Raw genomic sequence first — 25,236 nt, 5'->3', positions numbered from 1 at the left:
TTTTTCAATTCTGACTTGGAGAAAGGACGGTACATACTTCTACCTCTCCTTCTTCATAGTTTTCCTTTAACATATTAACAAAAGAAAAACGATTTTGTCCTTGACAAAATCGTTTTTCAACAGTCTGGGACGAAAAACTTTCTTTTCGTCCGATTTTTTATTATATGACCAAATTTTTTTGGTGATATGAAAGCGCAAAAATTATCTGTACATTTGAATTGTGGGGGTGATGTTCATGAATGAAACTGAAAACCAAACCGACAATACTTCCAATGGCGATATAGCACAAAACGATGTTCAGCAATATGTTGACTTGCGATCACATACAACAATTGAAACGCCAGAAGGGAATATTCATATCATTCATGAAATCACACTAGGTGAAATGATTATATCGGTTTTGATTGCAGCAACACTCATTTTTATGTTTTTAGAACGGATGATGAGGAGGTAAAAAAATGTATTCTATTGTTTTTGGAACACCGAAGGACATTTTTGCGACGTACCTCATCATCATGACTTCCTGTATCGCCTCATTTCCAATTACGATGTTTTTTCTTTCGATCGTAAAAGGTGTGAAAAATAGATGGTGACGACTGGAACACTTGCAGCGTATGCCTTCAAGGCAGTTTTCGGGAATGCGGACGTGATGACAGGAATTGCAACATGGTCAATATTCTTAACCATCTTGTTTTTAACTATCGCCATTTATAGAGAGACAGGGAGGGAGTAATAATGTCAAGTATTGGTAATGTTTTTGATTGGGCGTTTTTTTGGGGCGTTTTTGGCTTTCTTTTGAAAACAGTTGCTCCCTTCATAATGTTGATTATAGCTATTGTGGCGGTAGGAATGCTTTTGCACGGTGTGATCGTAGCGATCAGATCGAGGTCGTGATACTATGCCGGAATTTCAGACATTTTTCACACCTGCACGGTTGGACGAGTTTTGGTACTACGTCAAGTGGATACTTTTCTATGTAGCACCAGCAATCATGATTATGGCTGCGGCTGGAGCATTATCCATGTTTATAGCCATGATGAAAAAATCATTTGCGAATACAAAGCAAATTGACAAGAGCGAAAATAATGAGGACTACGAAATTCGAAGATACTAGGTTTTCAACTAGCGAATGCTAGTGAAATATAAAAAAAATTTAAAGGGAGGAATTATACATGCCTGTTTTAGGAGCTGCTATTGATTTATCAGGTCTTTCTTTACCATTTACTGTTTCAGATGTCATTGGAAGTGTGAACTCTTTACTTGGTTGGGTTGGACCATTCGTACTCTTGGCAATCGCATTAGGTTTTGCACCAAAAATTATTGCTTTTATCAAATCAATTTTTGGTCGCGCTGCATCGCGATAAGCAAGAACAAAGAAAAAGGAGGAGCGATCCTCCTTTTTCCATAGAAAGGGCGTGTCGTATTTTAGATGTTTAAGAAAATCAACATCATACTTTGTTTCTTGCTCCTTGTATCATTTTCCAAGCCTTTTTTTGCTTCAGCAGCAGGGGAGTTTGAAGTAATTGAAGTTTACGATCCGCAAAATTTAATCAGTACGCCGTTGCATTATAATCCAAATTATCATGGTATGGATGTTGTTCTTGTTTACTTTAGAGGAACAAGTATAAAAAAGCTTTGGGTATCTGACTACGCCGATTCTTCGTTCAGCACACCATTGAATCCGAAAACAAGGACGGCGGCAGACTACGGATGGAGCTATTTTAATGGATTTTATTTTTCATGCAACAGATACTATAAAGCTGAATTTTTTGGGGCGACGGACAACTTACTTATTCGCATTAAAATTCATGTGACGGGATTAGTAAATCCCTCGTGTGATTCATCATCATATGGGAATTATGACGACATGGGGGGAAGTGATTCAAATACCTGTAATGCTTGTGACCTTTTCTCGTGTCCAGGGTGGGATCAATACCTAGGAAAACTAACAGAAATAAAAAATGCAATTCCACCAGCACCAAACTGGAACCAGGTGGCGACCGTTTTTCGTGATACAATCGTTCCTCAACTTGTATCCGATATAGGGACGCTTCTAGGGCCAGCACCAAGTGTACCGAACGAACCTGCGGAACTATCTGACTTGGACACACGAGGAATAGGAAATAAAGTTCCGAGTATGCCTGATCCAGGGCTTGATACATCGGGATTTACGAAAGGAAGAATTGAAAGCGAAGCACCTGTCATTGAAGAACGTGCTGACCCAACAGGAGGATGGGATATTTCAGATCCACTTGGTACACTTCCTGACTTTCCAAGCATGCCAATCCCAGGAGAAACGGATCCAAAAGGATGGGATGCAGGAAAGCCGAAAGAAACAGACACGCAATTACCAGTACCAAAAGATCAAGATGGTACACCGGACATCGGCAATGCTCCAACACCAAACCAAAACAGCGATACACCGCCAAGCCCTGGGGACAACAGCAACAACGTGCCAATACCAAACCAAGACGACATACAAGGATCAAAATACTACAAAAAACACCCTGATGATCCAGATGGAGGTGTGGGGGGATAGTGGTAAGGTTCAGAAAATTTATTTTTACATTTTTTCTATTATCTTTATTATCAATAAACATACAAAAAGTTCATGCAACAGGTTGGACAAATGGATTGTATTTTGACGGGATTGACGATTATGTGAGGGTAAAATATTCACCTGTGTTGCAACCAACTGATAAGTTGGAAATAGAAGCAGGGGTATATGCAGACTGGGATGAACTAAGAAAAAGAGGTTGGACTGCTGTTGTTAGTAATACACAAGTTGGAGGCTACGCACTAACTATTAATAGTAGTGTCTTTACGGGAAATACAATTGGGGTAGTATTTCATATAGGATCGTCCTATCGCGGGGTATCGATACCTCTATCGGAGTTGACACCAGGGTATCATGTTTTTAAAGGAGGATACGATGGCTCAAAAATTTATTTTTATGTTGATGGGGAATTAAAAAGGACGCTTAATGTAACAGGAAGTATCACATATAGTTTAAAAAATGCATTAATAATAGGTAATGATGCTGGAAATGGAGACATCCCTGACACTGGCTCTAAATATTTTAAAGGCTATATAGATTATGTAAAGATATCTAGGGGTAATACTATCTTGGGAGAATGGCTTTTTGAGGAAATGAATGGATTAATTGCATATGATAGTTCTGGTAACAGCTTTAATGCCGAATTACTTAATGGAGTATCTTGGAGTACCTTTCCTAAAGGAGATATATTTCCACCAAGTGAGGTGAGAAATGTTGAGATATTTTCTCAAACTCAACAAATTGACTTAATGTTTCTCACCCCCAATGAATTAGATTTCGCAGGAACAAAAATATACTTAAACAATGTTTTAGTAGCAACTTTAGATAAAACGAAAACATCATATTCTTTTACTGATTTAATTCCCAACACAACATATACGATTAAGATAACTACATTTGATGAAACCGGAAATGAATCAGAAGGAGTGACGATGACAGCGAGAACTAAAACCCCGATTGTTGATAACGTAGGTAACCTACAAGCCGACGCAAAATACGACCGTGTCAAACTCTCCTGGACACGACCGGATAGTGAATTTTTCTCACACGCTAAAATTTATCGGAAGAAGGTCGAACAAAAATCATTTTGGGATCAATTATTCGGCACGACATCTGTTTCCGCCGAAACCACATCGGATGGCTATACGCCGATGTTCGAAACGAACGGAACGTACTGGACAGACTTGACCGTCACGCCGGACACGACATATTCGTACAAGGTGACATCGGTCAATATTGAAGGGAACGAGTCGCAAGGGGTAACGATTGAAACGACAACACCGTCCGAGCCTGTTCCGGTCTTAACTGGCGTGGCGACAACGCAAAACGAAAACGGCGACTATGTCGTCACATGGACAAGCCCGGCGAGAGGAACAGTGAAGCTGCTAATTGAAGGCCGAGAATATGCACAGGTAGACGCAGCAACGAAACAAATCATAGTAAGAAAAGAAGATATGAAAACGGACTTTTTTGGAGCATATGCAGCGACGCTCATTCCTATTGGTGACTATGGAACAAAAGGGCAAGCTGTCAACGTTCCAAGCATAGGGGGAAAAATTGATTTTCCTTTAAGCTTTCAAGATTTTTTGGAAACGGTAGTAAGTATTCTTGCCTGGGTAGCACCGTTTTTACTTTTATCCTTTGTGTTCATTTTTTGGAGGCCGATTTTCAACTTTTTCAAAAAATCATTTGCTAAGGGAGGGCGTGTAAAACAATGAATTTCAGCATATTACAAGCTGTAATGGAAATAATTTTTCAACGGTACATGGTGTATCTCACGCCTGCCATATTTCTTTTTGTTGTAGTGTTATTTTCAGATCGCCTCGTCACTTTTTTATATGATGCTTTTAGACGTAGCAGGTGGTAATGATGTATGTATACATGTTTGTTGTAGGTGGAATTTTAACAGATGCATTTGGAAGGCTCTTTGATGTTATATGGGGCGGTATAAAATGGATCGGGCGATTGTTAAAACGACTGTTTCAAGGGCTTGTTGACTTGTTCATCGGTTTTTTTGAAGTTATTTACGCATTGATCGATGGGCTGTTGTATTTTCTCTACAAAATTGGTGTCCTAGCAGTCAAGCTTTTCCTCTTGTTTTTTGAACTTGCGAAAATGATTGTCTCCCTTTTTGTTGGTTTTGGTCGTACACTAGCAAGTCTTGTATACGTCCCGCGGAGTGGAAGTGGAAATGGATATTCAGAAATGCTTGGAAAAATCTTTACCGCAATGCAGCCACTTAAACTTGAACCGATCGCGTATATATTGCTCTTCATTCTGTGGATGTTTACAGCTGTTGCAGCGATTAAGTTATTATCCTCAATTCGGATAGGAGGGGAATAATGGGGATCAAGGAGCAAATTCGAGGTTTCATCGATAAAATTTTCAATCCTCCTATCACATTTTTAGATATGGCGATAGAAAAATTGCACGCGGTAGGGCAAATAACGGCGCAAGGGCTGAATGTCGGGAAATATTTAGCGATTTTCGGCGATATGCCGAACGCATGGCAGCTTGTCATTTCATCGGCGCTGATGTCAGTGGTTATTCTCGGATCGTTGCTTATTTTCCGTTCTGTTATGCGGCTCTATTATTCTTTGAAAGAAGGTGTGAAATGGTGGTAGATGCGTTTTTCTATATGTTTACGCTAGGCGCTGGGGCAGCGTCAGGCGTTGGGGTTGTCGCGTTTTTCGGTTGGAAGATTGTTCAGTTTTCAAATAGAAAGAAAAAACAACAAAGAAAGGCGGTCATCTAATGGCACTCTTCAAACGAAAAGAAAAAGATGAGTTTTTCCCGGAAACGAACGATATTCTCATTGTGTTCGACGACGAACAAAAAACAAGCGACATTCAACGCATCGATGAAATTCGCGACAATGCAATATATGTAATCGGAAAATATTGTGTTCCGATGCACGATTGTGAGGTAACGACAGGTATCGAAGGACGACATTTTTTCTATCGTGCGCCGTCGCGTTCTGTCCAGGAAACAAAACGGCTTGCGGAGCTTGAAAAAAGCATTGTATTGCGGCAAATCACGTCGTATCGCCAACCAGAGCCACAAAGTCAATTCGACTTAACGAAAATACTTCTATTCGGTCTTGTGTTCTTTGCATTCATCATCCTTGGTATTTCAAGCTGTTCCGGAGGTGGATCGTGATGCAAAATCAAATAGCCTTTCTAATTTTTGAATTGAAAGGAATGATAGACACAATCGAAGAAATGGCGAGCATAGATGAGCAATGGAATTATCCTTGCATCGAGCGTCTTCAAAAGAAGGTCAATGAGCTTGTCGAACTTGTAAAGGGGTGATCGCATATGCAAGGAACAAGCAATGCTGAAAAACTACAAAGTGTCATTTCCGATGACTTGTTTCCGCAAGTGCAGCACATATCAGACGTTAAACAAGTTCTTGAGGAAATGACAACGAAAGCTCAAGAACTACAAGAATGGCAGGTTAAAGCGATTTTATTGCTTGAGAGTCTTTCAAAAAACGAATATTTGCACGGAAAAAGCGATCCGTATCGCGAAATTATCAATTTCATTATGCAAGGTAAGGTTCTTGTCGCTGATCCGCAATATTACATTGATACAATCGAAGCTCTTATTCCTAAACCACCGAAGCCTGTGATTGTTGCTCCGAACGGTGTGGAGAAGGGAGGAAAACGGTAGTGGCACATCATTTCTTCATACAAGGTCCGTTAGGCGCTGGGAAAACATTGATGATGTCTCTCTTTGCGCACTATTGGCGAGAAAAAGTGCGTGCGCGTGGCGGTGATATTCAACTATTTTCAAATTACGGTTTAAAAGATTCGATTCCTCTTGAACATTATACAGATTGGTACAAAGTAGCTGAAGCACAGGGGAGCATATGTTGCTGGGATGAAGCGCAAATGGCGTTTTCTAACCGAAAATGGTCAAAATATGGCTCGACAATTGCGACAGAAGTAATGATGTTTACAAGAAAAATGAAAAGTGTTCAAATCTATTGCTCACCGTCTATCAACAATGTTGACAGTCGTATTCGCCAAATCGTTGAAGTATTAATCAACGTTAGAAAAATTGGTGATAGAGGCTTTGCAATTCATTTTACTGATTATCAAACAGGGGAATTTATGCATAAGCAGTTTTTGCCGATGTGGAAGGCAAAGAAAATTTTCAAACTTGGCTTATATGACACAGACACGATGGTACTAGGTTTTCCTCTCCCGTCAACGGAACGAGAAGGAAATGAGTTTTTCCAAACACTTGAAGAAATTCATGATAAAGCGCGTAAAACGGTTAGGAGGGCTGCCCATGAACTACTCACTAGTGCCGGAGCACTATAAAGATAAAGATCCACGTACATTGTTGTATCATTTTCCGTCCATTCCAGCCGTGAAATTCGCAAAAATCACGCAGAAATTCTATTTTTTCAAACAGCTTGAAATCGCGCAAGACATTGTCAACCGGATGGGGTATATTTTGCTTCCATCTGTATGTATGCACTGGGAACGCGTGAAACAGTTTGCTGACCGGCGAATCCGTATCGGAAGAAATTCATTTTTTTTTATGAAAATTGAAGAACTGACAGAAAAGGAAAAGGAGAAGTTGAATGAATATGTATCTGAAATAAGATTGGAGGAAAAAAAACATGCAACTAACTAATGATGAATTAGCTATGCTCATTTTGCATATGAGTATTATGCGTAAAGAAATTAAAAAGGCGTTAAAGCGTAATTACGGGTTTTGGGAAGGAAAGAAAAGGCTAAACGTTTATGACTCAATTTTAGACAAAATTACATCGTTCAATGAAAAGAAAACGTTGCATGATATTGAGCTTGATGATGACGAACTAAGCATGTTACATGCATTTTTGTCAACATATACAGTTGAGATTGAGCGACAGGCACAAAGAGAAAATATGAGTGTAGAAAGCAGTGAAGTATTCAAGCTGTTGAGCGACATTTTAGGCAAAGTTGAGGGATTGCAAATTGCAAAAATGTGTTGATGAGCTAATAAAAGAATACTACCGCAAACGATATATACTTGCAGAAGCAAAGCGGAGTGGGAATAAGTTTCTCGCGTATATTTACGCACAGGAGATTGAAGAAATTAAGCGCATTTGTTTTGAAAAGTACAAAATTATTATCGACTAGAAACAGATAACATGTGCAAGCATGCTATCTGTTTTTTTTTCATTTGTACAAACATCACCTGCATATCTTCAAAAAAGGGAGGTATGCGAGATGAATGTACGAATTATAAAAGGAAAGCATACTGACAACAATATTCAAGCCTGCTATCATTATTTATTGAAGATATATAGAAGGGAGATAGCAGAGGATGAAGGCTATCTACGCAAGGGTATCGACGGAGGAATCGGCACAGAAAGGATATTCAATTGCTCATCAGATCGAAGAAGCGAAGCAAAAGGCGAAAACGGACGATGTAATGATATACAAAGATGAAGGCTTTTCCGGCGAGTTTCTTGAGCGTCCAGGGCTGGAACGCTTGCGAAATGATATACGAAACGGAGTGATCGATACTGTCATTGTGTACGATCCCGATCGACTGGCGCGTAATCTCATGCATCAGTTGCTGCTAGATGATGAGTTTCGCAAATACAATGTTGAATTGTTGTTTGTCAATGGTGAGTATGCAAACACGCCGGAGGGAAAATTGTTTTTTTCGATGCGCGGAGCTATTTCGGAATTTGAAAAAGCAAAAATTCGCGAAAGAACGATGGCAGGGCGGAAAAGAAAAGCGCAACAAGGAAAAGTTGTGAAAAACGATCGAATATATGGTTACGATTACGATAAACAGACGGGACAGCTCAAAATAAACGAAAGCGAGGCTGAAATCGTCCGATTTATATTTGATAGCTTTACACAAGAACGGTTTAAAGGCATAAACGGTATTGCATTGCATTTGACTGAGCGAAAAATACCGACAAAAACAGGAAAAACGGTGTGGCATCGGCAAGTTGTGCGGCAAATATTGATGAATGAAACATATATGGGAAAAAGACCGCAAAACAAATGGAATACAGAAGGAAGACTGGCTAATAAGTATCGTACGGAAAACAAAGTACCAATTCGCTTGCGGCAAAAAGAAGAATGGATATACGTCGATGTTCCAGCTATCATTTCAGAGGAACAATTTAGACAAGCACAAATGCTTTTAGAGCAGTCTCGGAGAAGATATACAAAAGCAGCAAAGCGTCAATACTTGCTTTCGGGCCTTTTACGTTGCGCGCAATGCGGAAATACAATGACTGGCCGATACGCAAAAAATTGGGGTAAATACTTTCGAGAGTATACAGACATAAAAAATACAGCTGGCGCAAAACACCGTGGTTGCGGAATGGTCGTTCGCGCGGACGAAATCGAACATGAGGTATGGACATATTTACTTGATCTATTCAACCATCCAGAACGAATACAAGAATTCCAACCGGTCGCTGACGTTGAAAATAGCTATGAAAAGAAAGAACTAGAAAGGCTAGAAAAAGAGATTGACCGAGCGAGAAAGGGACGTAAACGCCTGCTGTCGCTTGTCACAATGTCCGATGACGATGAACTTGATCTTGAAGAAGTGAAAGAAGAAATACGACACTTGCAGCAACGAGAAAAAGAGCTGATTGAACAATACAGTCAGCTCGAACAGCAATTGAGAGCGATTCAAGAAGATAAGCCAACCGGATACATTTTACAAGAAGCAATTGACTTCTTTCTGAATCACAAAAAAGAACTTGACTTTGAAATTAAACAAACGCTGATCCGCAAGGTTGTCAAAGAAATTAGGGTTATCGATAAAGAAAATATTGAAATTCATTTGTTTTAGAAGGCACCTGCCCTGGTGTCTTTTTATTATCAAATATTTGTCGGAAAATGTCGATTTGTTTGTGTAGAAAGTTCTATTTTTTTTGATGTAATGTGTTAAACGGAAGGAGATGGTGAAATGCACAAGGATAGGGAGGAACAAGGTAAGAATATAACGAAGGATCCTGAAAACTCGCCGTTATATAAGGAGTTTAGAGATTTAAAGAGGCGTATTAAAGCAACAAGACACTCTCGGATAGAAGCGTCAAAAAGACTGAGAAGGAAAAATAGTTACTATGAAAAAATAACGAATTTTTACTCTTTAATTGTTTTGATCCTGTCTGTGTGGTTTCTTAATCAATCTGGTGAAATGGGATTATTAGCAGCCAAAATTCTTCTTGTTTTATCGTTATCTCTAACGTACTTCACAATGTTCATAAATGCAAAAAATTATAAAGAAAGGGCTGGGAATTTCGAGACGAATTATCAACAGTTAGATGTTCTTACTAATAAACTGGATCGATTTGAAGCGAGTCAAGAAGTGTTGACTGAAAATAAGTTAAAAGAATTTCAACGTGAATACGAAAAATTGATTATAGGAAAAGAAAATCATCTAAATATTGATTTTTATATGTCTACACCTGAAAAACAAAAGGAATTTAAAGAAGAGATAATTAAGTACAAAATAGCGGAGGGTTTGTTCAACACTCTAATAGCGATTTACCCTATTCTATTATTACTATTAATCTACTTGTTTTCAAAACTTATAAAAATAATTAAGTTCTAAGACATCCGAACCACCGGATGTTTTTTGCATTTATTTACGCATACTATAGACATTAAATTCTCATTTTCAATACAACGGGCGGCATAAGTGGCAAGCTTCGTTCCTTTCCCGGTGGAATAGCTTTCAATTGCTTTAATTAAGCCGATCGTGCCAATCGAAATTAAATCTTCTGGATCTTCTCCCGTGTTTTCAAACTTTTTCACGATGTGAGCGACGAGACGTAAATTATGTTCGATCAGCTTGTTTCGAGCATGCTCATCTCCTTTCGCCATCTGTTTCAAATACATCGCTTCCTCTTTTGCATCAAGCGGTTGTGGAAAGGCATTATTTTTTACATAAGAAACTAAAAAGACGAGCTCTTTTACAAACAAAGCAAGCGCAGAAAAAATCGTGCCCATGTTCGTTCACCTCACAGGTGGTCATTTGTTGCTTATGTATGTATATGCATTAGAAAACTTGTTCGTGTTTGGACACTTTATTTTCTTTTTCCTTCTTTGTTTAATGAAGAAAATGATATATAATCGTGAAATATAAAAACATGACGTGAAAGAAGGATGAGTCGTGCGAAAAGGAATGACAAAACCGTTAAAACTCAACCCACCGCAGTTGTTAGCACTTATGTTTCTTTTTCTCGTCGTTGTCGGTGGAATGTTGTTGAAGCTGCCGATTGCGACAGAACGGGAAATTAGTTGGCTTGACGCATTATTTTTGTCGACGTCCGCAGCAACGGTAACGGGATTAGCACCGATTGATCCAGGATCTACATTTACGACGTTCGGGGAAATCGTTTTAATGGTGCTTATCCAAGTTGGTGGGCTTGGAATTATGACGTTTGCGGTGCTTGTCGTTATCGTCCTTGGCAAAAAAATTGGGATGAAGCAGCGCATGTTGATGCAAGAAGCGTTGAATCAACCGTCACTTGGGGGCGTCATCCGGCTAGCACGTAACGTGCTGTTGTTTTCCTTATTTATGGAGCTCGTTGGCGTGGCATTGTTGGCTATCGATTGGGTTCCGAAAATGGGTTGGACGAAAGGGCTTTACTACAGTCTTTTTCACACGATCGCGTCATTTAATAATGCTGGGTTTGCGTTATGGCCTGATAATTTATCCAAGTTTGTCGGTGATCCGATCGTGAACATAACGGTCACTTCCTTAATTGTTATTGGTGGCCTTGGATTTACAGTCGTATTTGATGTGTTATATCAACGTCGTTGGAGAAAATTGTCCATTCATACGAAACTCATGTTAGTTATGACGCTCGTTGTGAACGTGTTAGCGACTGTTTTTTTCTTTTTACTTGAACATCATAATCCGAAAACGCTCGGTTCCCTTTCACTTTCCGAGCAACTATGGGCATCGTACTTTCAAGGTATTACGCCGAGAACAGCAGGATTTAACACGATTGATGTAGGTTCACTTGACCAGCCGACAGCGATGTTCATGATTTTCCTTATGTTTGTTGGGGCAGGAAGTACATCGACAGGTGGAGGAATTAAACTGACGACATTTGCGGTGATCGTTTTTGCGGTGTTGAGCTTTTTGAAAGGGAAAGAAGAAACGGTCATTTGGCAGCGTACTATTCGCCATACAATTATTTTGCGTGCGTTAGCCATTGCATCGATGAGCATGTTGTTTATTTTTGTCGTGACGCTAGCTTTGACGCTCACAGAGGATGCATCCGTCCTTGCGCTCTTATTTGAAGTCGTATCTGCGTTTGGCACAGTGGGGCTCTCCATGAATATGACGCCGCATTTATCGTCGGTTGGTAAATTGCTTATCATTGTCGTCATGTTGTTTGGAAAATTAGGCCCGTTGACGCTTGTTTATTCGATTGCGAAGCCGAAAAAAACAAATATTCGTTATCCAAATGGCGATATATTGACAGGATGAACAAAAGCGAGGGAGCGTCCCCTCGCTTTTATTGTGCCGGTTCTTGCGGCATAATTAAAATTTCTACCCGTCGGTTTTTCGCTCGTCCTTCAGCTGTTGCGTTAGATGCGATCGGTTTAAATTCACCGTATCCTTTTGCGCTAAATAGTTGCGGGTCTAATTTTGTATTTTCAAGCAATAGTTTCATAAAGTTAACGGCGCGCATGACGCTCAATTCCCAGTTTGAAGCAAACTTTGCATTGTTGATTGGCACGTTGTCTGTATGTCCACTAATGACGATGTTGCGCGGTGGGTTCATGACGAGCAAATTCGATATTTTTTTAGCGACATCGCGATATTGCGGTTTAATATCGGCGCTACCTGAATCGAACAATACGTCGTTTGCGATCGTCACAAGCAGTCCTTCTTCTGTCATGGCGACAGATAGTTCCCCACTTAATTGATTCGTTTTTACATATTCGTTAAATTTACTTTGAATCTTTTTTAGTTCCTCGTATTCTTCTTTTGAAATTTTTACATACGGCTTTTGACTCGGAGAATCTTTAATGACCGAATCCATTTCTTCGCGTTCAATCGGACTTAAATATTGCAGCGCTCCTGTGCCCCCTGTAAACACGCTATTAAAGGCGCGAGCAATTTGCATAAACTTTTGAGAGTCGATTTGGCTGCTGGCAAATAATACGATAAACAAAGCCAACAGCAACGTCAGTAGGTCGGCGTACGGAATTAACCAGCTCTCATCGACATGTTCCTCATGATGATGCTTTTTATGCTTTTTCGCCATTATTTTGAGCTCCTTGTCCTAAAAGTTTTTGACGCTCGCTCATCGGCAAGTAAGAAGCTAGTTTTTGTTCAATCGCCCGCGGTGCTTGTCCTTCGATGATAGAGAGCACCCCTTCAATCATCACTTGCCGCACTTTAATTTCCTCTTTCGATTTCCGCTTCAATTTGTTCGCAAACGGATGCCAAAGCACGTATCCGGTGAAAATACCCATAAGCGTTGCGACGAACGCCGCACTAATCGCGTGACCGAGACGTTCAATATCAGACATATCTTGTAAGGCAGCGATTAACCCAACAACGGCACCAAGTACCCCAAGTGTAGGAGCATACGTTCCTGCTTGTGTGAAAATAGTTGCATTCGCTAAATGACGTTCTTCCATCGCTTCAATTTCTTCAGTCATTACATCGCGAATAAATTCTTGTGACTGTCCATCAATAGCTAAACTTAATCCGTTGCGCAAAAATGGGTCATCAATTTCGGCGACTTTCGCTTCTAGCGCTAACAACCCTTCGCGGCGAGCGATGTTCGCCCACTCAACGAAAAGTGGAATCAATTCTTCAATTTTTGGCGTTTTCGACTCTTTAAAAATTACCCCGAATAGCTTTGGGACTTTCGAAATTTCTTTCGTTGGAAAGGCAATGGTTACTGCGGCCGCTGTCCCTAATAAAATGATTAAAATCGCCGCAGGGTTAACGAGCACAGCTGGGCTAACTCCTTTAAACACCATTCCGACACCGACTGCAATAATGCCAAGAATGAGCCCAATTAAGGACGTACGGTCCATGATATCACCTCTAGTTGTAGAATGAAAAATAAATCCAAGTTTATCATATAATTTATCCGAATGTTTGAAAAGGGAAATTTGTACGAAAAAAACCCTTGAAGTGGAAACCTTCAAGGGACGTCTAATATAATCGTCACATTTTCTTCAGTTTAAACGAACCGACCATTAAAAGAGAAAGCGTAAAAATAATAAAAATAAAGACGTAAGGTGGGAAATAGTGAATCGTCAAATAACTAAGCGTCAATAAGCAACCTGCCGCAGTAATCGGCAAACCGGTAAAATAACCGTTACTTTCAGTAATGTTAAATCTTGCAAGGCGAAATGCTCCGCAACCGATATAAAAAATCGTGAAGAACGAACCAGGTGCGCCAAATTCGTGCAATAAACCTTGATAAAGTAATAGTGCAGGTGCTACCCCAAATGATATAATATCACTCATTGAGTCCAATTGTTTGCCTAGGTCGGATTCGATGTTCATTTTTCGAGCGACCGTTCCATCGAAGCGGTCGGCAAGCGCTGCTAGAAAAATGAATAATACGGATACGTTAAGTTGTCCTTTCACTGCAAATAAAATGGCAAAGCCACCTAAGCTTAAGTTTGTTAACGTCAATACGTTCGCCGTATGCGCTTTAAGCTTTTTAATGGTATGATCAATATAATCGGATAAAAACATAAGTGCCCACTCCTTTATTTGAAAATCGTGCCGACCCACTTGCCAAACATATTACTCGGTTACTAATATTTTATTGATAATAAGCAAACTAGTAAAGGATAATCTTTACTTCAGGGGGGAAACGCTCATGAAATGGCTATATCGCCTGTTGATCGAACTGACAAATCGACGAATGACATCTAAATGGCTCGCTTCGTTTACAAGTTCAAAGTGGAGTCGCTTCATTATTCCATCTTATGCGAAAGTATATAAAGTCAATGAAGAAGAAATGGAAAAAAAACTGCATGAATATGAAACGTTACAACAACTGTTCATTCGTACGTTGAAAGAAGGACTTCGCCCAATCGATGAACATCCAAATAGCGTCGTTAGCCCTGTGGACGCAGTTGTTGAAGATGTTGGCATCATTACGGATCAAAAAGAAATCATCGTCAAAGGAAAAACGTACTCTATACGTGAAATGCTTGGCGATGATCGCATCGCTGAAAAGTATTTGCACGGTACGTTTATTATTTTGTATTTAAGTCCGAGCCATTATCATCGCATTCATAGCCCAATATGTGGGGAAGTTGTGAAGCAATGGGCGCTCGGAGGGAAGTCATACCCTGTAAATCGCCTTGGGTTGAAATATGGCAAGGATCCACTTTCTAAAAATTACAGAAGGATTACGGAACTGTGTACAAATGGTATGCATACGGCCATTGTGAAAGTCGGAGCGATGTTTGTAAATAGCATTGAGCTAACGCACGAACATGACTACGTCAAAAAAGGAGAAGAAATCGGATATTTTTCGTTCGGCTCAACGGTCGTATTGTTGTTCGAAAAAGGAGTATTCACGTTAGATGAGCAAATTGTTCCGCCGTTAGAAGTTAAAGTGGGACAACGGCTCGGGCTCCTCGGTCTAAAAGAAAAAAGCGAGTGAGAGCCCGAACTTATGACGACTGCTTTAGCTTATGGTGAAGACGGCGGCGGACAATTTCTCGTTCGATTAGTTGAATAAACTCTGGGCTCAGTTGCAATTCTTTCGCTTTGTAGTATGATTCAATTAATAAGTCGTCAGGTAAACATTTCATTTTTTTCGCCTCCTTACGTATATGTGAATGAAGGTATACATATAATGGTAGGTTTATCTTCACTTTACCATAAATTAAAAACAAGAACAATCGTTCTGATTATCCACATGTCATCGTGGATAAGTTGTGGATGTGTTGTTTATAACATGGAGAGAAAGTTGAAAAATAAGTGTGGAATATGTGTATAAAGTTATCCACAATCTGTGAAAATGGTCGGATTTTGTCGAAAAATTTTACAATTTGTTTATTTATGTAAAAAATGAAAAAAGGAATGAGCAAAGATGTTAAAATATTTTTTGCCGAATGAACACGCAAAAAGCATTTTTGAAATTACCCCGGAGCGACTGAAGCAAAAAGGAATAAAAGGAATTATTACCGATTTAGACAATACGTTAATTGAATGGGATCGTCCGCTTGCGACGCCAGACGTTGTTCGATGGTTCGAGCAAATGAAACAAAGCGGCATTCAAGTGACGGTCGTATCCAATAATAATAAAAAACGAGTAGAAGCGTTCGCTAAACCGCTTGGCATCCCATTTATTTTCGAAGCGCGCAAGCCGTTGACGCGAGCGTTTCAACAAGCGTTGCACGATATGAGGCTGAAAAAAGAAGAGGTTGTCGTCATCGGTGACCAGCTTCTTACCGATGTATTCGGCGGCAATCGGATCGGATTACATACGATTTTAGTCGTTCCTGTTGCGCAAACAGACGGCTTTTTTACCCGTATTAATCGAAACATAGAAAGAAAAATTTTAAATATGATGCGAAAAAAAGGTATGATTCATTGGGAGTGATCGAAATGAGTGAACAAGTCATTTGTATCGGATGTGGAGTAACGATTCAAACAGAAGATGAAAAGAAAATTGGATATGCGCCTCCTTCAGCGCTCGAGCGCGATCCGATTATTTGTCAACGTTGCTTTCGTTTAAAACATTACAACGAAGTGCAAGACGTGTCGTTGACGGATGATGATTTTTTAAACATTTTAAACGGCATCGGACAATCGGACGGATTGGTCGTGAAAATTGTTGATATTTTTGATTTTAACGGTAGTTGGCTACCGGGGTTACATCGATTTGTCGGAAAAAAAGACGTGTTGCTTGTCGGCAACAAAGTCGATTTATTGCCGAAGTCGGTTAAACATGAAAAAGTGACGCGATGGATGAAACAGGCGGCACGGGAGCTCGGACTACAGCCGCGCGACGTCTTTTTAGTAAGCGCTAATAAAGGTTATGGCATGAAAGAAGTGATGGCAGCGATTGATGAGTATCGTAACGGCAAAGACGTATATGTTGTCGGTTGTACGAATGTTGGAAAATCAACATTTATTAATCGTATCATTAAAGAGGCGACAGGGAGAGGAAACGTCATTACGACGTCGTATTTCCCGGGAACAACGCTCGATATGATTGAAATTCCGCTCGATGACGGATCAGCGCTTTACGATACACCGGGCATTATTAATCATCATCAAATGGCTCATTTTGTCGACAAAAAAGATTTAAAAATCATTACGCCGAAAAAAGAAATAAAGCCGAAAGTGTATCAATTAAACGAACAACAAACGCTCTTTTTCGGGGGGCTGGCTCGGTTAGATTATGTAAGCGGTGGAAGACGCCCATTTGTATGTTATATGTCAAATGAACTATTTATTCATCGGACGAAGCGCGAACATGCCGATGAGTTATATGAAAAACATTTAGGCGAACTGTTGCAGCCACCGCGCAAAAGTTACTGTGAGCAATTGCCGCCGCTCGTTGCCCACCATTTTACGTTAAAAGAGCCGAAGACGGATATCGTTTTTTCAGGTCTTGGTTGGGTGACATGTCATGAGCCGGGCGCTCACGTTATCGCTTACGCACCGAAAGGCGTTGGCGTCATGTTGCGCAAGTCGCTCATTTAATGCAAGGGGGAGAGGAGTTTGAAATTATTTGCGCTCATTGGTTGTCCTGTACATCATTCGCTATCGCCGCTCATGCATAACGATGCATTTCAATCGCTCGGCATTCATGCGCATTATCACGCCTTTCACGTCGAGCCGCACATGTTAAAAGAGGCGGTACAAGGGTTAAAAGCGTTGCAGTGTGCAGGATTGAACGTGACAATTCCGCATAAAACGGCGGTAATGGAATATGTCGATGAATTAGATGAAACCGCAAAACAAATGGGTGCGGTCAATACGATCGTCAATGAAAACGGCAAATGGATTGGTTATAATACAGATGGTGAAGGATTTGTCCGAGCGCTATGCGAGCAAATGGACGTCGAATTGTCAGGTGCGCGCATTTTGCTTGTCGGTGCAGGTGGAGCAGCGCGCGGCATTTATTTCTCTCTTCTTAAACATCGTGTCGCCGCTGTCGATGTATGTAATCGAACAGTCAAAAAAGCAGAGGCGTTTGTTGTCCAACAATCGTCTGTATATTCGCTTGAAGAAGCAGAAGAGCGGGTAGGGGAGTACGATATCATTATTAACACGACGTCTGTCGGCATGTATCCGCATGTCGATGCGACGCCGCTGTCCCTTCGGCATGTAAAAAAAGATACGATCGTAAGCGACATTATTTATAATCCGCTCATGACGAAATGGCTGCAAGAAGCGAAAGAAAAAGGTGCACGCGTGCAAAACGGCGTCGGCATGTTCGTTTATCAAGGTGCGCTCGCGTTTGAAAAATGGACAGGTATATTCCCGAATACGAAACGAATGGAACAACTTGTCATACAACAGTTAGGAGGAAAAACATGTTAACAGGAAAACAAAAACGATTTTTACGTTCTTTAGCCCATCATTTAACGCCGATTTTCCAAGTGGGAAAAGGTGGCGTAAATGACAATATGATTAAACAAATTGCTGATGCGCTTGAAGCGCGAGAGTTAATTAAAGTGAGCGTATTAAAAAACTGCGAAGAAGAGAAGGAAGTTGTTGCTGAGCAATTAGCGAAGGGCGCGGGGGCGGAAATCGTCCAATTGATCGGCCATACGATCGTGTTATATAAAGAATCACGTGAACATAAACAAATTGTATTGCCAACATAGGAGAGACGAAGTGAAAAGAGTGGGCATTTTAGGTGGGACGTTTGATCCGCCTCATTACGGACATTTATTAATTGCAGACGATGTCCGAACGGAGCTAAAACTAGATGAAATATGGTTTATGCCAAACTACATGCCGCCGCATAAAGAAAATAAAGTGACAGATCATACGCATCGCGTCAATATGCTTTATGCGGCGATTGGCGATGAGCCGCACTTTCGCGTAGAAACGATTGAATTAGAACGAGAAGAGCGATCATACACGTATGATACGATTGTTTTATTGAAGGAAAGGTATCCAAATACAACGTTTTACTTTATTATCGGCGGGGACATGGTCGAATATTTACCGCGTTGGTATCGTATTGATGAGCTCATTCAACTCGTGCAATTTGTCGGTGTGAAACGTCCTGGGTATTCGCTTCGTACGGCATATCCGATTATCGAAGTAGATGTCCCGATGTTCGCAGTTTCTTCTTCACTTATTCGTGAACGCATTCAACGTCGGAAAAGTGTCGCGTATTTGTTGCCGAAAGCCGTTCAATTATATATAAAGGAGAATCGGTTGTATGAAACGTGAAGAAGCGTTAGCAATCGTGCGCAAGCAATTAAAAGAGCAACGGTATATTCATACATTAGGCGTCATGGAAACAGCGGTAGAGCTCGCCACTCTATACGGAGCAGATGTTCAACAGGCAGAATTAGCTGCCATTTTTCATGATTATGCGAAGTTCCGCTCAAAAGAGGAAATGAAGCGCATCATCATCGAGCAACAAATGCCGCAAGATTTATTGATGTATAGCCCAGAATTGTGGCATGCGCCCGTCGGAGCGTATTTAGTTCAAACGGAAGTTGGCATTCAAGATGAACACATTTTGAATGCCATTCGTTATCACACATCGGGGCGCCCAAATATGACGTTGCTTGAAAAAATTGTATACATTGCGGATTATATTGAGCCGAATCGTTCGTTTCCGGGCGTTGACGATGTGCGGGCGTTAGCAAGAGAACATATCGATCGCGCCCTTTTGCGCGCACTGCAAAATACCATTCAATTTTTAATGGAGAAAAATGAGCCGATTTACCCTGATACGTTTCATACGTATAATGATATCGCGAAAAAGTTAAAGGGGGTTTCATCATGACAGAACGAGATATTTTACGAATAGCAGTAAAAGCAGCCGATGAGAAAAAAGCGGAAAACATCGTTGCTTTAAATATGAAAGGGATTTCGCTTGTTGCCGATTATTTTATGATTTGCCATGGCAATTCCGATAAGCAAGTGCAAGCCATTGCGCGCGAAATTAAAGAAAAAGCGGAAGAGCATCACGTTTCTGTAAAACGTGTCGAAGGGTTTGATGAAGCGCGTTGGATTTTAGTTGATTTAGGAGACGTTGTCGTTCACGTTTTCCATAAAGAAGATCGTGAATATTACAATCTCGAACGGTTGTGGGGAGATGCGCCGCTTGAGCGGATCGAGAGTGATCTCGGAGCATGACGTACGAACGATTTGCGGGTTGGTATGATCAGCTGATGAGCGATGCTCCTTACGATGCGTGGTGCGCGCTCGTCGAACGGACGGTAGCTTCTTATCATGTTGGAAAGCGGCTTCTCGATCTCGGGTGTGGCACAGGGGAACTTGCGATTCGTTTAGCGAATAAAGGGTTTGATGTGACCGGCGTTGACTTGTCGGAACAAATGTTGGCGATCGCGCAAATGAAAGCAGAAGAGCGCGGGGTTCATGTTTTGTTTTATCAACAAGATATGCGTCATTTCGGCCCGTTTGAGCCGTTCGATACGATCGTTATTTTTTGCGACTCACTCAATTATTTATTGGAAGATGAAGATGTCGTCGCCACGTTTTCGCGCGTATATGATCAATTGCGTCCGGGCGGACTGTTTTTATTCGATGTTCATTCTTTATTTAAAATGGAGCATATCTTTTTGCAGAAAGAGACGTTTGCAAGTAATGATGAACAAGTAAGTTATATATGGAATTGTTACCCGGGTCCACGGCCGCATAGTGTCGAACATGAGCTGACGTTTTTCGTTCAACTAGAGGAAGGTGTATATGAACGAGTAGATGAAATGCACGTGCAGCGGACGTACGATGTGGCGCAATACGAAACGTGGCTAAAAGATGCAGGATTTCGCTTGTTGCACGTATGGGCCGACTTTACAGAACAACAGCCGACAAATGAAAGTGAGCGCATCTTTTTCGTTGCGCAAAAATAACATTCGTCCCAAAAGCATTTGCTTTTGGGACGTTTTTTATCAAAGCAGCAGGATTTTTTTAGTTAATGGCGAATATTGTCGATTTGTTGGCGCACCTTTTCTGTTTCTTCGTAAAACTTTTCATGTGTTTTTTGAAAAATATGGACGAACAAGTCCCCCACTTCTTTTTCTAGCACGTCAATGCCAGCCCCAGTAATGCCACCTTTGACGCATACTTTTTCCTGCAATGTCGGCAACGTATACAATTGTTGTTCAAGCAACGCACCTAGCCCGATGATCATTTCTGTCGCTAACGTCGTCGCTTGTTCTTTTGTAATGGGTGTTTGTTGCACCGCTGCGTCAATAAATTTTTGAATTAAGTAGCTAAAAAAAGCGGGGCCGCAACTTGCCAAATCAGAGGCGATGCGCGTAATAGGCTCGTCTATGTATATTGGACGAGAAATAGAGCGAAACATGTGTTCAACCGTCGTCCGATACTCGTCTCGGCAACGGTCGCCTACAGTAATTAAAGAGCTTCCAGCGAGTGCGCGGTTCGTAATGCTCGGGATGACGCGAATGACATGACAAGGAACGAGCGATTCGAGCTGTTGGACGGAAATTGGGCTCGTAATTGATACGATGCAGTGCTCATCAGTTAAGAGCGGTTGTAGTTGTTTTAATACGATCGGCATATGTAGCGGCTTTGTGCAAAGAAAAATGATCGTCGCTCGCTTTACTACTTCTTCGTTCGTTTTAAGCACGTGTATATTTGGGTAGCGTCGTTGTATGTTGTACGCTTTTTCAAGCGTTCGGTTCGTAATAAATAGTTGTTCTTGCTTCACTGCATTTCCGTTCATGAACGATTCAATTAAAATCGTTCCCATATTTCCTGTTCCAATAAATCCTATATTCAACGGTATTCCCCCCTTATCCGTCACCACTATACGTCATATGTATGCGACAACGATCCTTTTTATGAAAGGGTGAAAGCATGAAATGGATAAAAACGTATGAACGTTGGGTGTATATCGCGATTATTGTAATCGGGGCGGTCATATGGGGCGCGCAGCAAGAAGAAACGACGATCGAGCCGCTACCGTTAGAACAACAAGAACAGCAAGAACAACAAGAGGAGAAAAAAGAAGAGTTGTCCATTGTCGTCGATGTGAAAGGAGCAGTGAAACGAGTTGGCGTATATGAAGTAGCGCCGGAAAGCCGAGTTCATGACGTCATCCAACTCGCAGGAGGATTCACAGATGAAGCGGATGAGACGAAAGTTAATTTGGCGATGAAAGTGCACGATGAGATGGTGATTTATGTACCAAAGAAAGGAGAGGAAATAACGACGGAAGCGGCAACGACGAACGATGCAAGCCGCTCGAGTGAAAAAATCAACATTAATACAGCGACGGCAGAACAACTGCAAACGCTAGACGGCATCGGTCCCGCGAAAGCGTCGGCTATTATTGCGTATCGCGAGGAACACGGTCCATTTCAAAAAGTGGAAGATTTATTACATGTGAGCGGGATCGGCCAAAAATCGCTTGAAAAAATAAAAGAACAAATTGTCGTCCGATAAAATTGGCGATAAACTAAAAGCATAATGGACAAGGGGGAGAAACGAGTGGAGCGAATTACATGGGATCAATATTTTATGGCACAAAGCCATTTATTAGCGCTGCGGAGCACGTGTACGAGACTCGCAGTTGGAGCAACGATTGTGCGCGACAAGCGCATGATTGCAGGAGGTTACAATGGTTCGATCGCAGGCGGGGCGCATTGTATAGATGAAGGATGTTATGTGGAGGATAACCATTGCGTGCGTACAATTCACGCCGAAATGAACGCGATTTTACAATGCGCAAAGTTTGGTGTGCCAACAGAGGGAGCGGAAATATACGTCACTCACTTTCCGTGTCTACAATGTTGTAAAGCAATTATTCAAAGTGGAATTCGAGCAGTTTATTATGCGAACGATTATAAAAACCATCCGTTTGCGTTACAGCTGTTTGAACAAGCAGGTGTTAAAGTGCAGCACGTTCCGTTTGATGTCGAATCCATTCCGACATTTTTGCATAAAAAGGGGAGATGACGTATCGTTTATGCGGCGATGGCGGCCGTCTTGGCCGTCTTGTCTATATTGACGAAATCGGTCGTTTGTTTCGTGCTGTCGCTTATTTACTTCGCCTTTTTGTTTTGGCGCAAGCGAAAGCAATGTTTTGCTTACGTCAGCTGTTACTTATTTTTTTCGGTGTGGAGCCATTGGATTCATCAGCACAATGTGACGACGCTTTCAGGAAACGAAACGGCGCTCGTTGTTCGATTTATTGCTCCGATTTATGTTGATGGCGATCGAGTTAAGACGGTCGTTCAATGGCAAAATGAACGGCTGCAACTGATTTATCGTCTCCGTACGGAAGAAGAAAAGCGACAATGGGACGAACTGCAAATAGGGACAACGTGTTCACTCCAAGGGATGCTTGAGCGGCCTTCTTTGCCGACTAATCCGTATGCCTTCAATTATCGCCGCTATTTATTTCACCAACGCATACATTGGATTGTTCGTCCGACTTCACTCGAACGTTGTATGCGCGCCAACATCACATGGATGGAGCGGCTTCAGACGATTCGTCAAGACGGTATTCGCTACATTCAAAACCATTTTCCTCACGATGTTGGTGCGTTCATGCAAGCGCTCATTTACGGTGAGCGAAGCGATATTCATCCTGCGGTTCTTTCGAGTTATCAAAAGTTAGGATTAATTCATTTACTTGCTATTTCAGGTTTGCATATGACGTTGCTTGTCGGCGGTTGTTTTTATTTGTTCATTCGCTTCGGTATGACGAGGGAACGAGCGAGCACGGTTTTATTATTATGCATTCCGCTGTATGTCATTTTAGCAGGTGCTGCCCCGTCGGTCATGCGTGCAGCAATTATGACAAGTTGTTTTCTTCTCGCTTCTTCTCACCTTCGCACGCTCGATGTGTTAAGCGTGTCTTGCCTTCTTTTATTAGTGAAAGACCCGTACATCATTTTTCATCTCGGTTTTCAGCTCTCTTTTCTTGTTTGTTTTGCATTAATTATTTGTTCTCCGTGGATTCAAAGCGGTCGATCATTTGTTCATCAACTACTTATGACTTCGTTTGTTGCGCAAGTTAGTACGCTACCGATTTTACTTTACCATTTTTACGAAATATCTCTTTTATCTATCCCATTTAATGTCATCTTCGTTCCGCTTTATACGTTCGTCATTTTGCCGCTTTCCTTTTCAGCGTTGTTTATACACGCATATGTGCCGCTCGTTAGCCCGCTCGTCATATACGTGCTGACATTCGTCATTGAACGTACGAATGCGCTTGTTGTTACTCTTTCAGACGCGTTCATGCTTACTCTCGGTCGCCCACCAACGTGGCTTATGATCGCCTACATCATTGCGATATGTGTTTTTTTCCTCTCATTTGAACAGCGGCGGGCGGTTACGTTTCGCTTTTTATTTGCCGTCGTTATCGGTGTTCATTTCGTTTTGCCGTTTTTTCGTCCGAACGGTGAAGTTGTCATGTTAGACGTCGGTCAAGGGGATAGTATATATATCGAGCTGCCGTATCGAAAAGCAGTCTATCTCATTGATACCGGAGGAACGATGTCATGGGTGGATGAGCCGTGGAAAGAGCGCAAACAGTCGTTTCGTGTCGGAGAAGATGTCATCGTTCCATTTTTAAAAGCAAAAGGAGTGCGAACGATTGATGCGCTTATTGCGACACATGGCGATTTTGATCATATTGGGGATGCGAGGGATGTATGTCGTGCGGTTCGCATAAAAACGTTGATCGTCGGGATAAAAAAGGAGCGAAGCGATTTAGAGCAAGCGCTTATTTCCCAAGCGATAAAAAATGGTGCGCGTGTGCAAGTCGTGCAGAGTGGTCATCGTTGGAAGGTGGGGAATGCGCAATTTTATATTATGTCCCCATTCGGAAATGAAACGACGGAAAATGGTCGTTCTGTCGTATTGTATGCGTTTATCGGAGGAGTGTATTGGCTATTTACTGGGGATTTAGAGGAAGATGGGGAGCAGCAACTCATACGCACGTATCGGTCATTGCCTGTAGATATATTAAAAGTTGGGCATCATGGGAGCAAAACGTCAACGTCTGAATTATTTTTAAAACATATTCGTCCGAAAGTGGCGTTCATTTCAGTCGGTCGCCGCAATCGATATGGTCATCCGCATCGTGAAGTCATTGACCGTTTGCGCGATCATAACGTTCGTATATTCCGCACCGATGAACATGGCGCTGTCGTTATTCGTTTTCGTGAGCGGATAAGCACCATTCAGACGTTTTCACCATAATATGCAAGAAAAAAGAGACTGCACGCAGCAATCTCTTTTTGTTGTTCATTACGCACCGAAAAACTTCACAAGTGTGGCAATAATGAACATTGTGGCGAAAAAGCCGAATGATACGATGAAGCCAACAGCCGAGTCAACGGCATCGTTGCGCGTACATTGAACGTTTTTTTCAAATTCGTTCATGACCATCCCTCCTATTTTCTCACCATTAGTATAAGGGAAAAAAGAGAGAAAATCTACATCGTTGACAACAGTTGTCACAAATAGTTCTCGTCAGATCGGAAAAGATAAAGA

The 25,236-nt window shown here is 41.4% G+C and carries 36 protein-coding genes and 1 pseudogene; 30 read left to right on the top strand and 7 right to left on the bottom strand.

All coding sequences use genetic code 11. The features are described from left to right. Window positions 1-235: 235 nt before the first annotated feature. From K1I44_RS02110 to K1I44_RS02035, 17 genes are all read left to right on the top strand, one after another. Complete coding sequence (locus tag K1I44_RS02110) at window positions 236-454, top strand: hypothetical protein (RefSeq protein WP_064214511.1); 219 nt, start codon at window positions 236-238, stop codon at window positions 452-454. Between the two features lie 4 nt (window positions 455-458). Beyond that, the gene (locus K1I44_RS15305; RefSeq protein ID WP_255573153.1) at window positions 459-593 is read left to right on the top strand and encodes a hypothetical protein; all 135 of its coding nucleotides are present in this window, start codon (window positions 459-461) and stop codon (window positions 591-593) included. 142 nt (window positions 594-735) lie between these two features. Next, window positions 736-894: a hypothetical protein gene (locus K1I44_RS02105; protein ID WP_012574467.1), complete on the top strand. Its 159-nt coding sequence runs from the start codon at window positions 736-738 to the stop codon at window positions 892-894. A gap of 278 nt (window positions 895-1,172) precedes the next feature. Beyond that, on the top strand, window positions 1,173-1,364 hold the full coding sequence (locus tag K1I44_RS02100; RefSeq protein WP_006323838.1) for a hypothetical protein: 192 nt from the start codon (window positions 1,173-1,175) through the stop codon (window positions 1,362-1,364). A 65-nt stretch (window positions 1,365-1,429) separates the two neighbouring features. Further along, a complete protein-coding gene (locus tag K1I44_RS02095) occupies window positions 1,430-2,539 on the top strand; it encodes a hypothetical protein (RefSeq protein WP_219985117.1) in 1,110 nt (369 codons plus the stop codon). Beyond that, window positions 2,539-4,275 (top strand): fibronectin type III domain-containing protein, encoded by a 1,737-nt coding sequence (locus K1I44_RS02090; RefSeq protein WP_219985116.1) that lies wholly within the window; start codon window positions 2,539-2,541, stop codon window positions 4,273-4,275. The genes K1I44_RS02095 and K1I44_RS02090 overlap by 1 nt, the downstream gene beginning before the upstream one ends. Window positions 4,276-4,438: 163 nt before the next feature. Further along, entirely contained in the window at window positions 4,439-4,900 is a 462-nt protein-coding gene (locus tag K1I44_RS02085) for a hypothetical protein (protein WP_255573152.1), read from the top strand. Continuing rightward, the gene (locus K1I44_RS02080) at window positions 4,900-5,181 is read left to right on the top strand and encodes a hypothetical protein (RefSeq protein ID WP_136260339.1); all 282 of its coding nucleotides are present in this window, start codon (window positions 4,900-4,902) and stop codon (window positions 5,179-5,181) included. Before K1I44_RS02085 ends, K1I44_RS02080 begins: the two co-directional genes overlap by 1 nt. Continuing rightward, window positions 5,172-5,312: a hypothetical protein gene (locus K1I44_RS02075; RefSeq protein ID WP_219985114.1), complete on the top strand. Its 141-nt coding sequence runs from the start codon at window positions 5,172-5,174 to the stop codon at window positions 5,310-5,312. The genes K1I44_RS02080 and K1I44_RS02075 overlap by 10 nt, the downstream gene beginning before the upstream one ends. Next, window positions 5,312-5,716: a hypothetical protein gene (locus K1I44_RS02070; RefSeq protein WP_219985113.1), complete on the top strand. Its 405-nt coding sequence runs from the start codon at window positions 5,312-5,314 to the stop codon at window positions 5,714-5,716. Before K1I44_RS02075 ends, K1I44_RS02070 begins: the two co-directional genes overlap by 1 nt. Then, window positions 5,716-5,868 carry a hypothetical protein gene (locus K1I44_RS02065; protein ID WP_168707726.1) on the top strand — a complete coding sequence of 51 codons (153 nt, stop codon included), beginning with the start codon at window positions 5,716-5,718 and terminating at the stop codon, window positions 5,866-5,868. The genes K1I44_RS02070 and K1I44_RS02065 overlap by 1 nt, the downstream gene beginning before the upstream one ends. Before the next feature lie 6 nt (window positions 5,869-5,874). After that, window positions 5,875-6,228 (top strand): hypothetical protein, encoded by a 354-nt coding sequence (locus tag K1I44_RS02060; protein ID WP_219985112.1) that lies wholly within the window; start codon window positions 5,875-5,877, stop codon window positions 6,226-6,228. After that, on the top strand, window positions 6,228-6,884 hold the full coding sequence (locus K1I44_RS02055; RefSeq protein WP_219985111.1) for an ATPase: 657 nt from the start codon (window positions 6,228-6,230) through the stop codon (window positions 6,882-6,884). The genes K1I44_RS02060 and K1I44_RS02055 overlap by 1 nt, the downstream gene beginning before the upstream one ends. Continuing rightward, on the top strand, window positions 6,853-7,203 hold the full coding sequence (locus K1I44_RS02050) for a hypothetical protein (protein WP_219985110.1): 351 nt from the start codon (window positions 6,853-6,855) through the stop codon (window positions 7,201-7,203). Before K1I44_RS02055 ends, K1I44_RS02050 begins: the two co-directional genes overlap by 32 nt. Then, entirely contained in the window at window positions 7,190-7,546 is a 357-nt protein-coding gene (locus K1I44_RS02045) for a hypothetical protein (RefSeq protein WP_219985109.1), read from the top strand. Before K1I44_RS02050 ends, K1I44_RS02045 begins: the two co-directional genes overlap by 14 nt. Window positions 7,547-7,881: 335 nt before the next feature. Then, window positions 7,882-9,381, top strand: coding sequence for a recombinase family protein (locus tag K1I44_RS02040; RefSeq protein WP_219985108.1), 1,500 nt, complete (start codon window positions 7,882-7,884; stop codon window positions 9,379-9,381). Window positions 9,382-9,498: 117 nt separating this feature from the next. Then, a complete protein-coding gene (locus K1I44_RS02035; RefSeq protein ID WP_219985107.1) occupies window positions 9,499-10,146 on the top strand; it encodes an SLATT domain-containing protein in 648 nt (215 codons plus the stop codon). 20 nt (window positions 10,147-10,166) lie between these two features. On the opposite strand, the pseudogene K1I44_RS02030 reads toward K1I44_RS02035, so the two are convergent. Next, window positions 10,167-10,544, bottom strand: a pseudogene (locus tag K1I44_RS02030) (sigma-70 family RNA polymerase sigma factor); the annotation flags it as partial. Between the two features lie 175 nt (window positions 10,545-10,719). On the opposite strand from K1I44_RS02030, the gene K1I44_RS02025 reads away from it, so the two are divergent. Next, window positions 10,720-12,036: a TrkH family potassium uptake protein gene (locus K1I44_RS02025; protein WP_219985127.1), complete on the top strand. Its 1,317-nt coding sequence runs from the start codon at window positions 10,720-10,722 to the stop codon at window positions 12,034-12,036. Window positions 12,037-12,064: 28 nt separating this feature from the next. Here K1I44_RS02025 and motB read toward each other — a convergent pair whose 3' ends face one another. The 3 genes from motB to pssA all read right to left on the bottom strand — a co-directional run bounded on the left by motB (window position 12,065) and on the right by pssA (window position 14,277). Continuing rightward, a complete protein-coding gene (gene motB, locus K1I44_RS02020; RefSeq protein WP_003393832.1) occupies window positions 12,065-12,820 on the bottom strand; it encodes a flagellar motor protein MotB in 756 nt (251 codons plus the stop codon). After that, window positions 12,804-13,604 (bottom strand): flagellar motor stator protein MotA, encoded by an 801-nt coding sequence (gene motA, locus K1I44_RS02015; RefSeq protein ID WP_003393834.1) that lies wholly within the window; start codon window positions 13,602-13,604, stop codon window positions 12,804-12,806. The genes motB and motA overlap by 17 nt, the downstream gene beginning before the upstream one ends. Window positions 13,605-13,737: 133 nt before the next feature. After that, entirely contained in the window at window positions 13,738-14,277 is a 540-nt protein-coding gene (gene pssA / locus K1I44_RS02010; RefSeq protein ID WP_003393837.1) for a CDP-diacylglycerol--serine O-phosphatidyltransferase, read from the bottom strand. 127 nt (window positions 14,278-14,404) lie between these two features. Between pssA and K1I44_RS02005 the strand changes: the two genes are divergently transcribed. Continuing rightward, window positions 14,405-15,199, top strand: coding sequence for a phosphatidylserine decarboxylase (locus tag K1I44_RS02005; protein ID WP_003393840.1), 795 nt, complete (start codon window positions 14,405-14,407; stop codon window positions 15,197-15,199). 10 nt (window positions 15,200-15,209) lie between these two features. On the opposite strand, the gene K1I44_RS02000 is transcribed toward K1I44_RS02005, so the two are convergent. Continuing rightward, window positions 15,210-15,350, bottom strand: coding sequence for a sporulation histidine kinase inhibitor Sda (locus tag K1I44_RS02000; protein ID WP_003393842.1), 141 nt, complete (start codon window positions 15,348-15,350; stop codon window positions 15,210-15,212). Window positions 15,351-15,631: 281 nt separating this feature from the next. Between K1I44_RS02000 and K1I44_RS01995 the strand changes: the two genes are divergently transcribed. The 8 genes from K1I44_RS01995 to K1I44_RS01960 are packed head-to-tail and all read left to right on the top strand — an operon-like array spanning window position 15,632 to window position 20,615. Next, complete coding sequence (locus tag K1I44_RS01995; RefSeq protein ID WP_003393845.1) at window positions 15,632-16,144, top strand: YqeG family HAD IIIA-type phosphatase; 513 nt, start codon at window positions 15,632-15,634, stop codon at window positions 16,142-16,144. A gap of 5 nt (window positions 16,145-16,149) precedes the next feature. Beyond that, window positions 16,150-17,253 carry a ribosome biogenesis GTPase YqeH gene (gene yqeH / locus K1I44_RS01990; RefSeq protein WP_219985105.1) on the top strand — a complete coding sequence of 368 codons (1,104 nt, stop codon included), beginning with the start codon at window positions 16,150-16,152 and terminating at the stop codon, window positions 17,251-17,253. Window positions 17,254-17,271: 18 nt separating this feature from the next. Next, window positions 17,272-18,096, top strand: coding sequence for a shikimate dehydrogenase (gene aroE / locus K1I44_RS01985; RefSeq protein WP_091703563.1), 825 nt, complete (start codon window positions 17,272-17,274; stop codon window positions 18,094-18,096). Then, window positions 18,090-18,383: a ribosome assembly RNA-binding protein YhbY gene (gene yhbY, locus K1I44_RS01980; protein WP_003393851.1), complete on the top strand. Its 294-nt coding sequence runs from the start codon at window positions 18,090-18,092 to the stop codon at window positions 18,381-18,383. Before aroE ends, yhbY begins: the two co-directional genes overlap by 7 nt. 10 nt (window positions 18,384-18,393) lie before the next feature. After that, window positions 18,394-18,960, top strand: a complete 567-nt coding sequence (locus K1I44_RS01975; protein WP_003393853.1) for a nicotinate-nucleotide adenylyltransferase — start codon at window positions 18,394-18,396, stop codon at window positions 18,958-18,960. Continuing rightward, window positions 18,950-19,525: a bis(5'-nucleosyl)-tetraphosphatase (symmetrical) YqeK gene (gene yqeK / locus K1I44_RS01970; RefSeq protein WP_003393855.1), complete on the top strand. Its 576-nt coding sequence runs from the start codon at window positions 18,950-18,952 to the stop codon at window positions 19,523-19,525. The genes K1I44_RS01975 and yqeK overlap by 11 nt, the downstream gene beginning before the upstream one ends. Continuing rightward, window positions 19,522-19,878, top strand: coding sequence for a ribosome silencing factor (gene rsfS, locus K1I44_RS01965; protein WP_219985104.1), 357 nt, complete (start codon window positions 19,522-19,524; stop codon window positions 19,876-19,878). The genes yqeK and rsfS overlap by 4 nt, the downstream gene beginning before the upstream one ends. Beyond that, on the top strand, window positions 19,875-20,615 hold the full coding sequence (locus K1I44_RS01960) for a class I SAM-dependent DNA methyltransferase (protein ID WP_219985103.1): 741 nt from the start codon (window positions 19,875-19,877) through the stop codon (window positions 20,613-20,615). Before rsfS ends, K1I44_RS01960 begins: the two co-directional genes overlap by 4 nt. Window positions 20,616-20,677: 62 nt before the next feature. Here K1I44_RS01960 and comER read toward each other — a convergent pair whose 3' ends face one another. Next, complete coding sequence (comER, locus tag K1I44_RS01955) at window positions 20,678-21,508, bottom strand: late competence protein ComER (RefSeq protein WP_219985102.1); 831 nt, start codon at window positions 21,506-21,508, stop codon at window positions 20,678-20,680. A gap of 77 nt (window positions 21,509-21,585) precedes the next feature. On the opposite strand from comER, the gene K1I44_RS01950 reads away from it, so the two are divergent. Genes K1I44_RS01950 through K1I44_RS01940 form a run of 3 tightly spaced genes read left to right on the top strand, consistent with a single transcriptional unit; the run spans window position 21,586 to window position 24,942 of the window. Then, window positions 21,586-22,173: a helix-hairpin-helix domain-containing protein gene (locus K1I44_RS01950; RefSeq protein ID WP_219985101.1), complete on the top strand. Its 588-nt coding sequence runs from the start codon at window positions 21,586-21,588 to the stop codon at window positions 22,171-22,173. Window positions 22,174-22,218: 45 nt separating this feature from the next. Then, window positions 22,219-22,686 carry a ComE operon protein 2 gene (locus tag K1I44_RS01945; protein ID WP_003393864.1) on the top strand — a complete coding sequence of 156 codons (468 nt, stop codon included), beginning with the start codon at window positions 22,219-22,221 and terminating at the stop codon, window positions 22,684-22,686. 18 nt (window positions 22,687-22,704) lie between these two features. After that, complete coding sequence (locus K1I44_RS01940) at window positions 22,705-24,942, top strand: DNA internalization-related competence protein ComEC/Rec2 (RefSeq protein ID WP_219985100.1); 2,238 nt, start codon at window positions 22,705-22,707, stop codon at window positions 24,940-24,942. A 48-nt stretch (window positions 24,943-24,990) separates the two neighbouring features. Here K1I44_RS01940 and K1I44_RS01935 read toward each other — a convergent pair whose 3' ends face one another. Further along, window positions 24,991-25,125: a YqzM family protein gene (locus K1I44_RS01935; RefSeq protein ID WP_003393868.1), complete on the bottom strand. Its 135-nt coding sequence runs from the start codon at window positions 25,123-25,125 to the stop codon at window positions 24,991-24,993. Window positions 25,126-25,236: the final 111 nt, after the last annotated feature.

The organism is Anoxybacillus sp. ST4 (assembly GCF_019448545.1).
GTDB lineage: Bacteria > Bacillota > Bacilli > Bacillales > Anoxybacillaceae > Anoxybacillus > Anoxybacillus pushchinoensis.
Note: the sequence above shows the minus strand (reverse complement) of the source record. Positions and strands in the feature narration are given on the sequence as shown.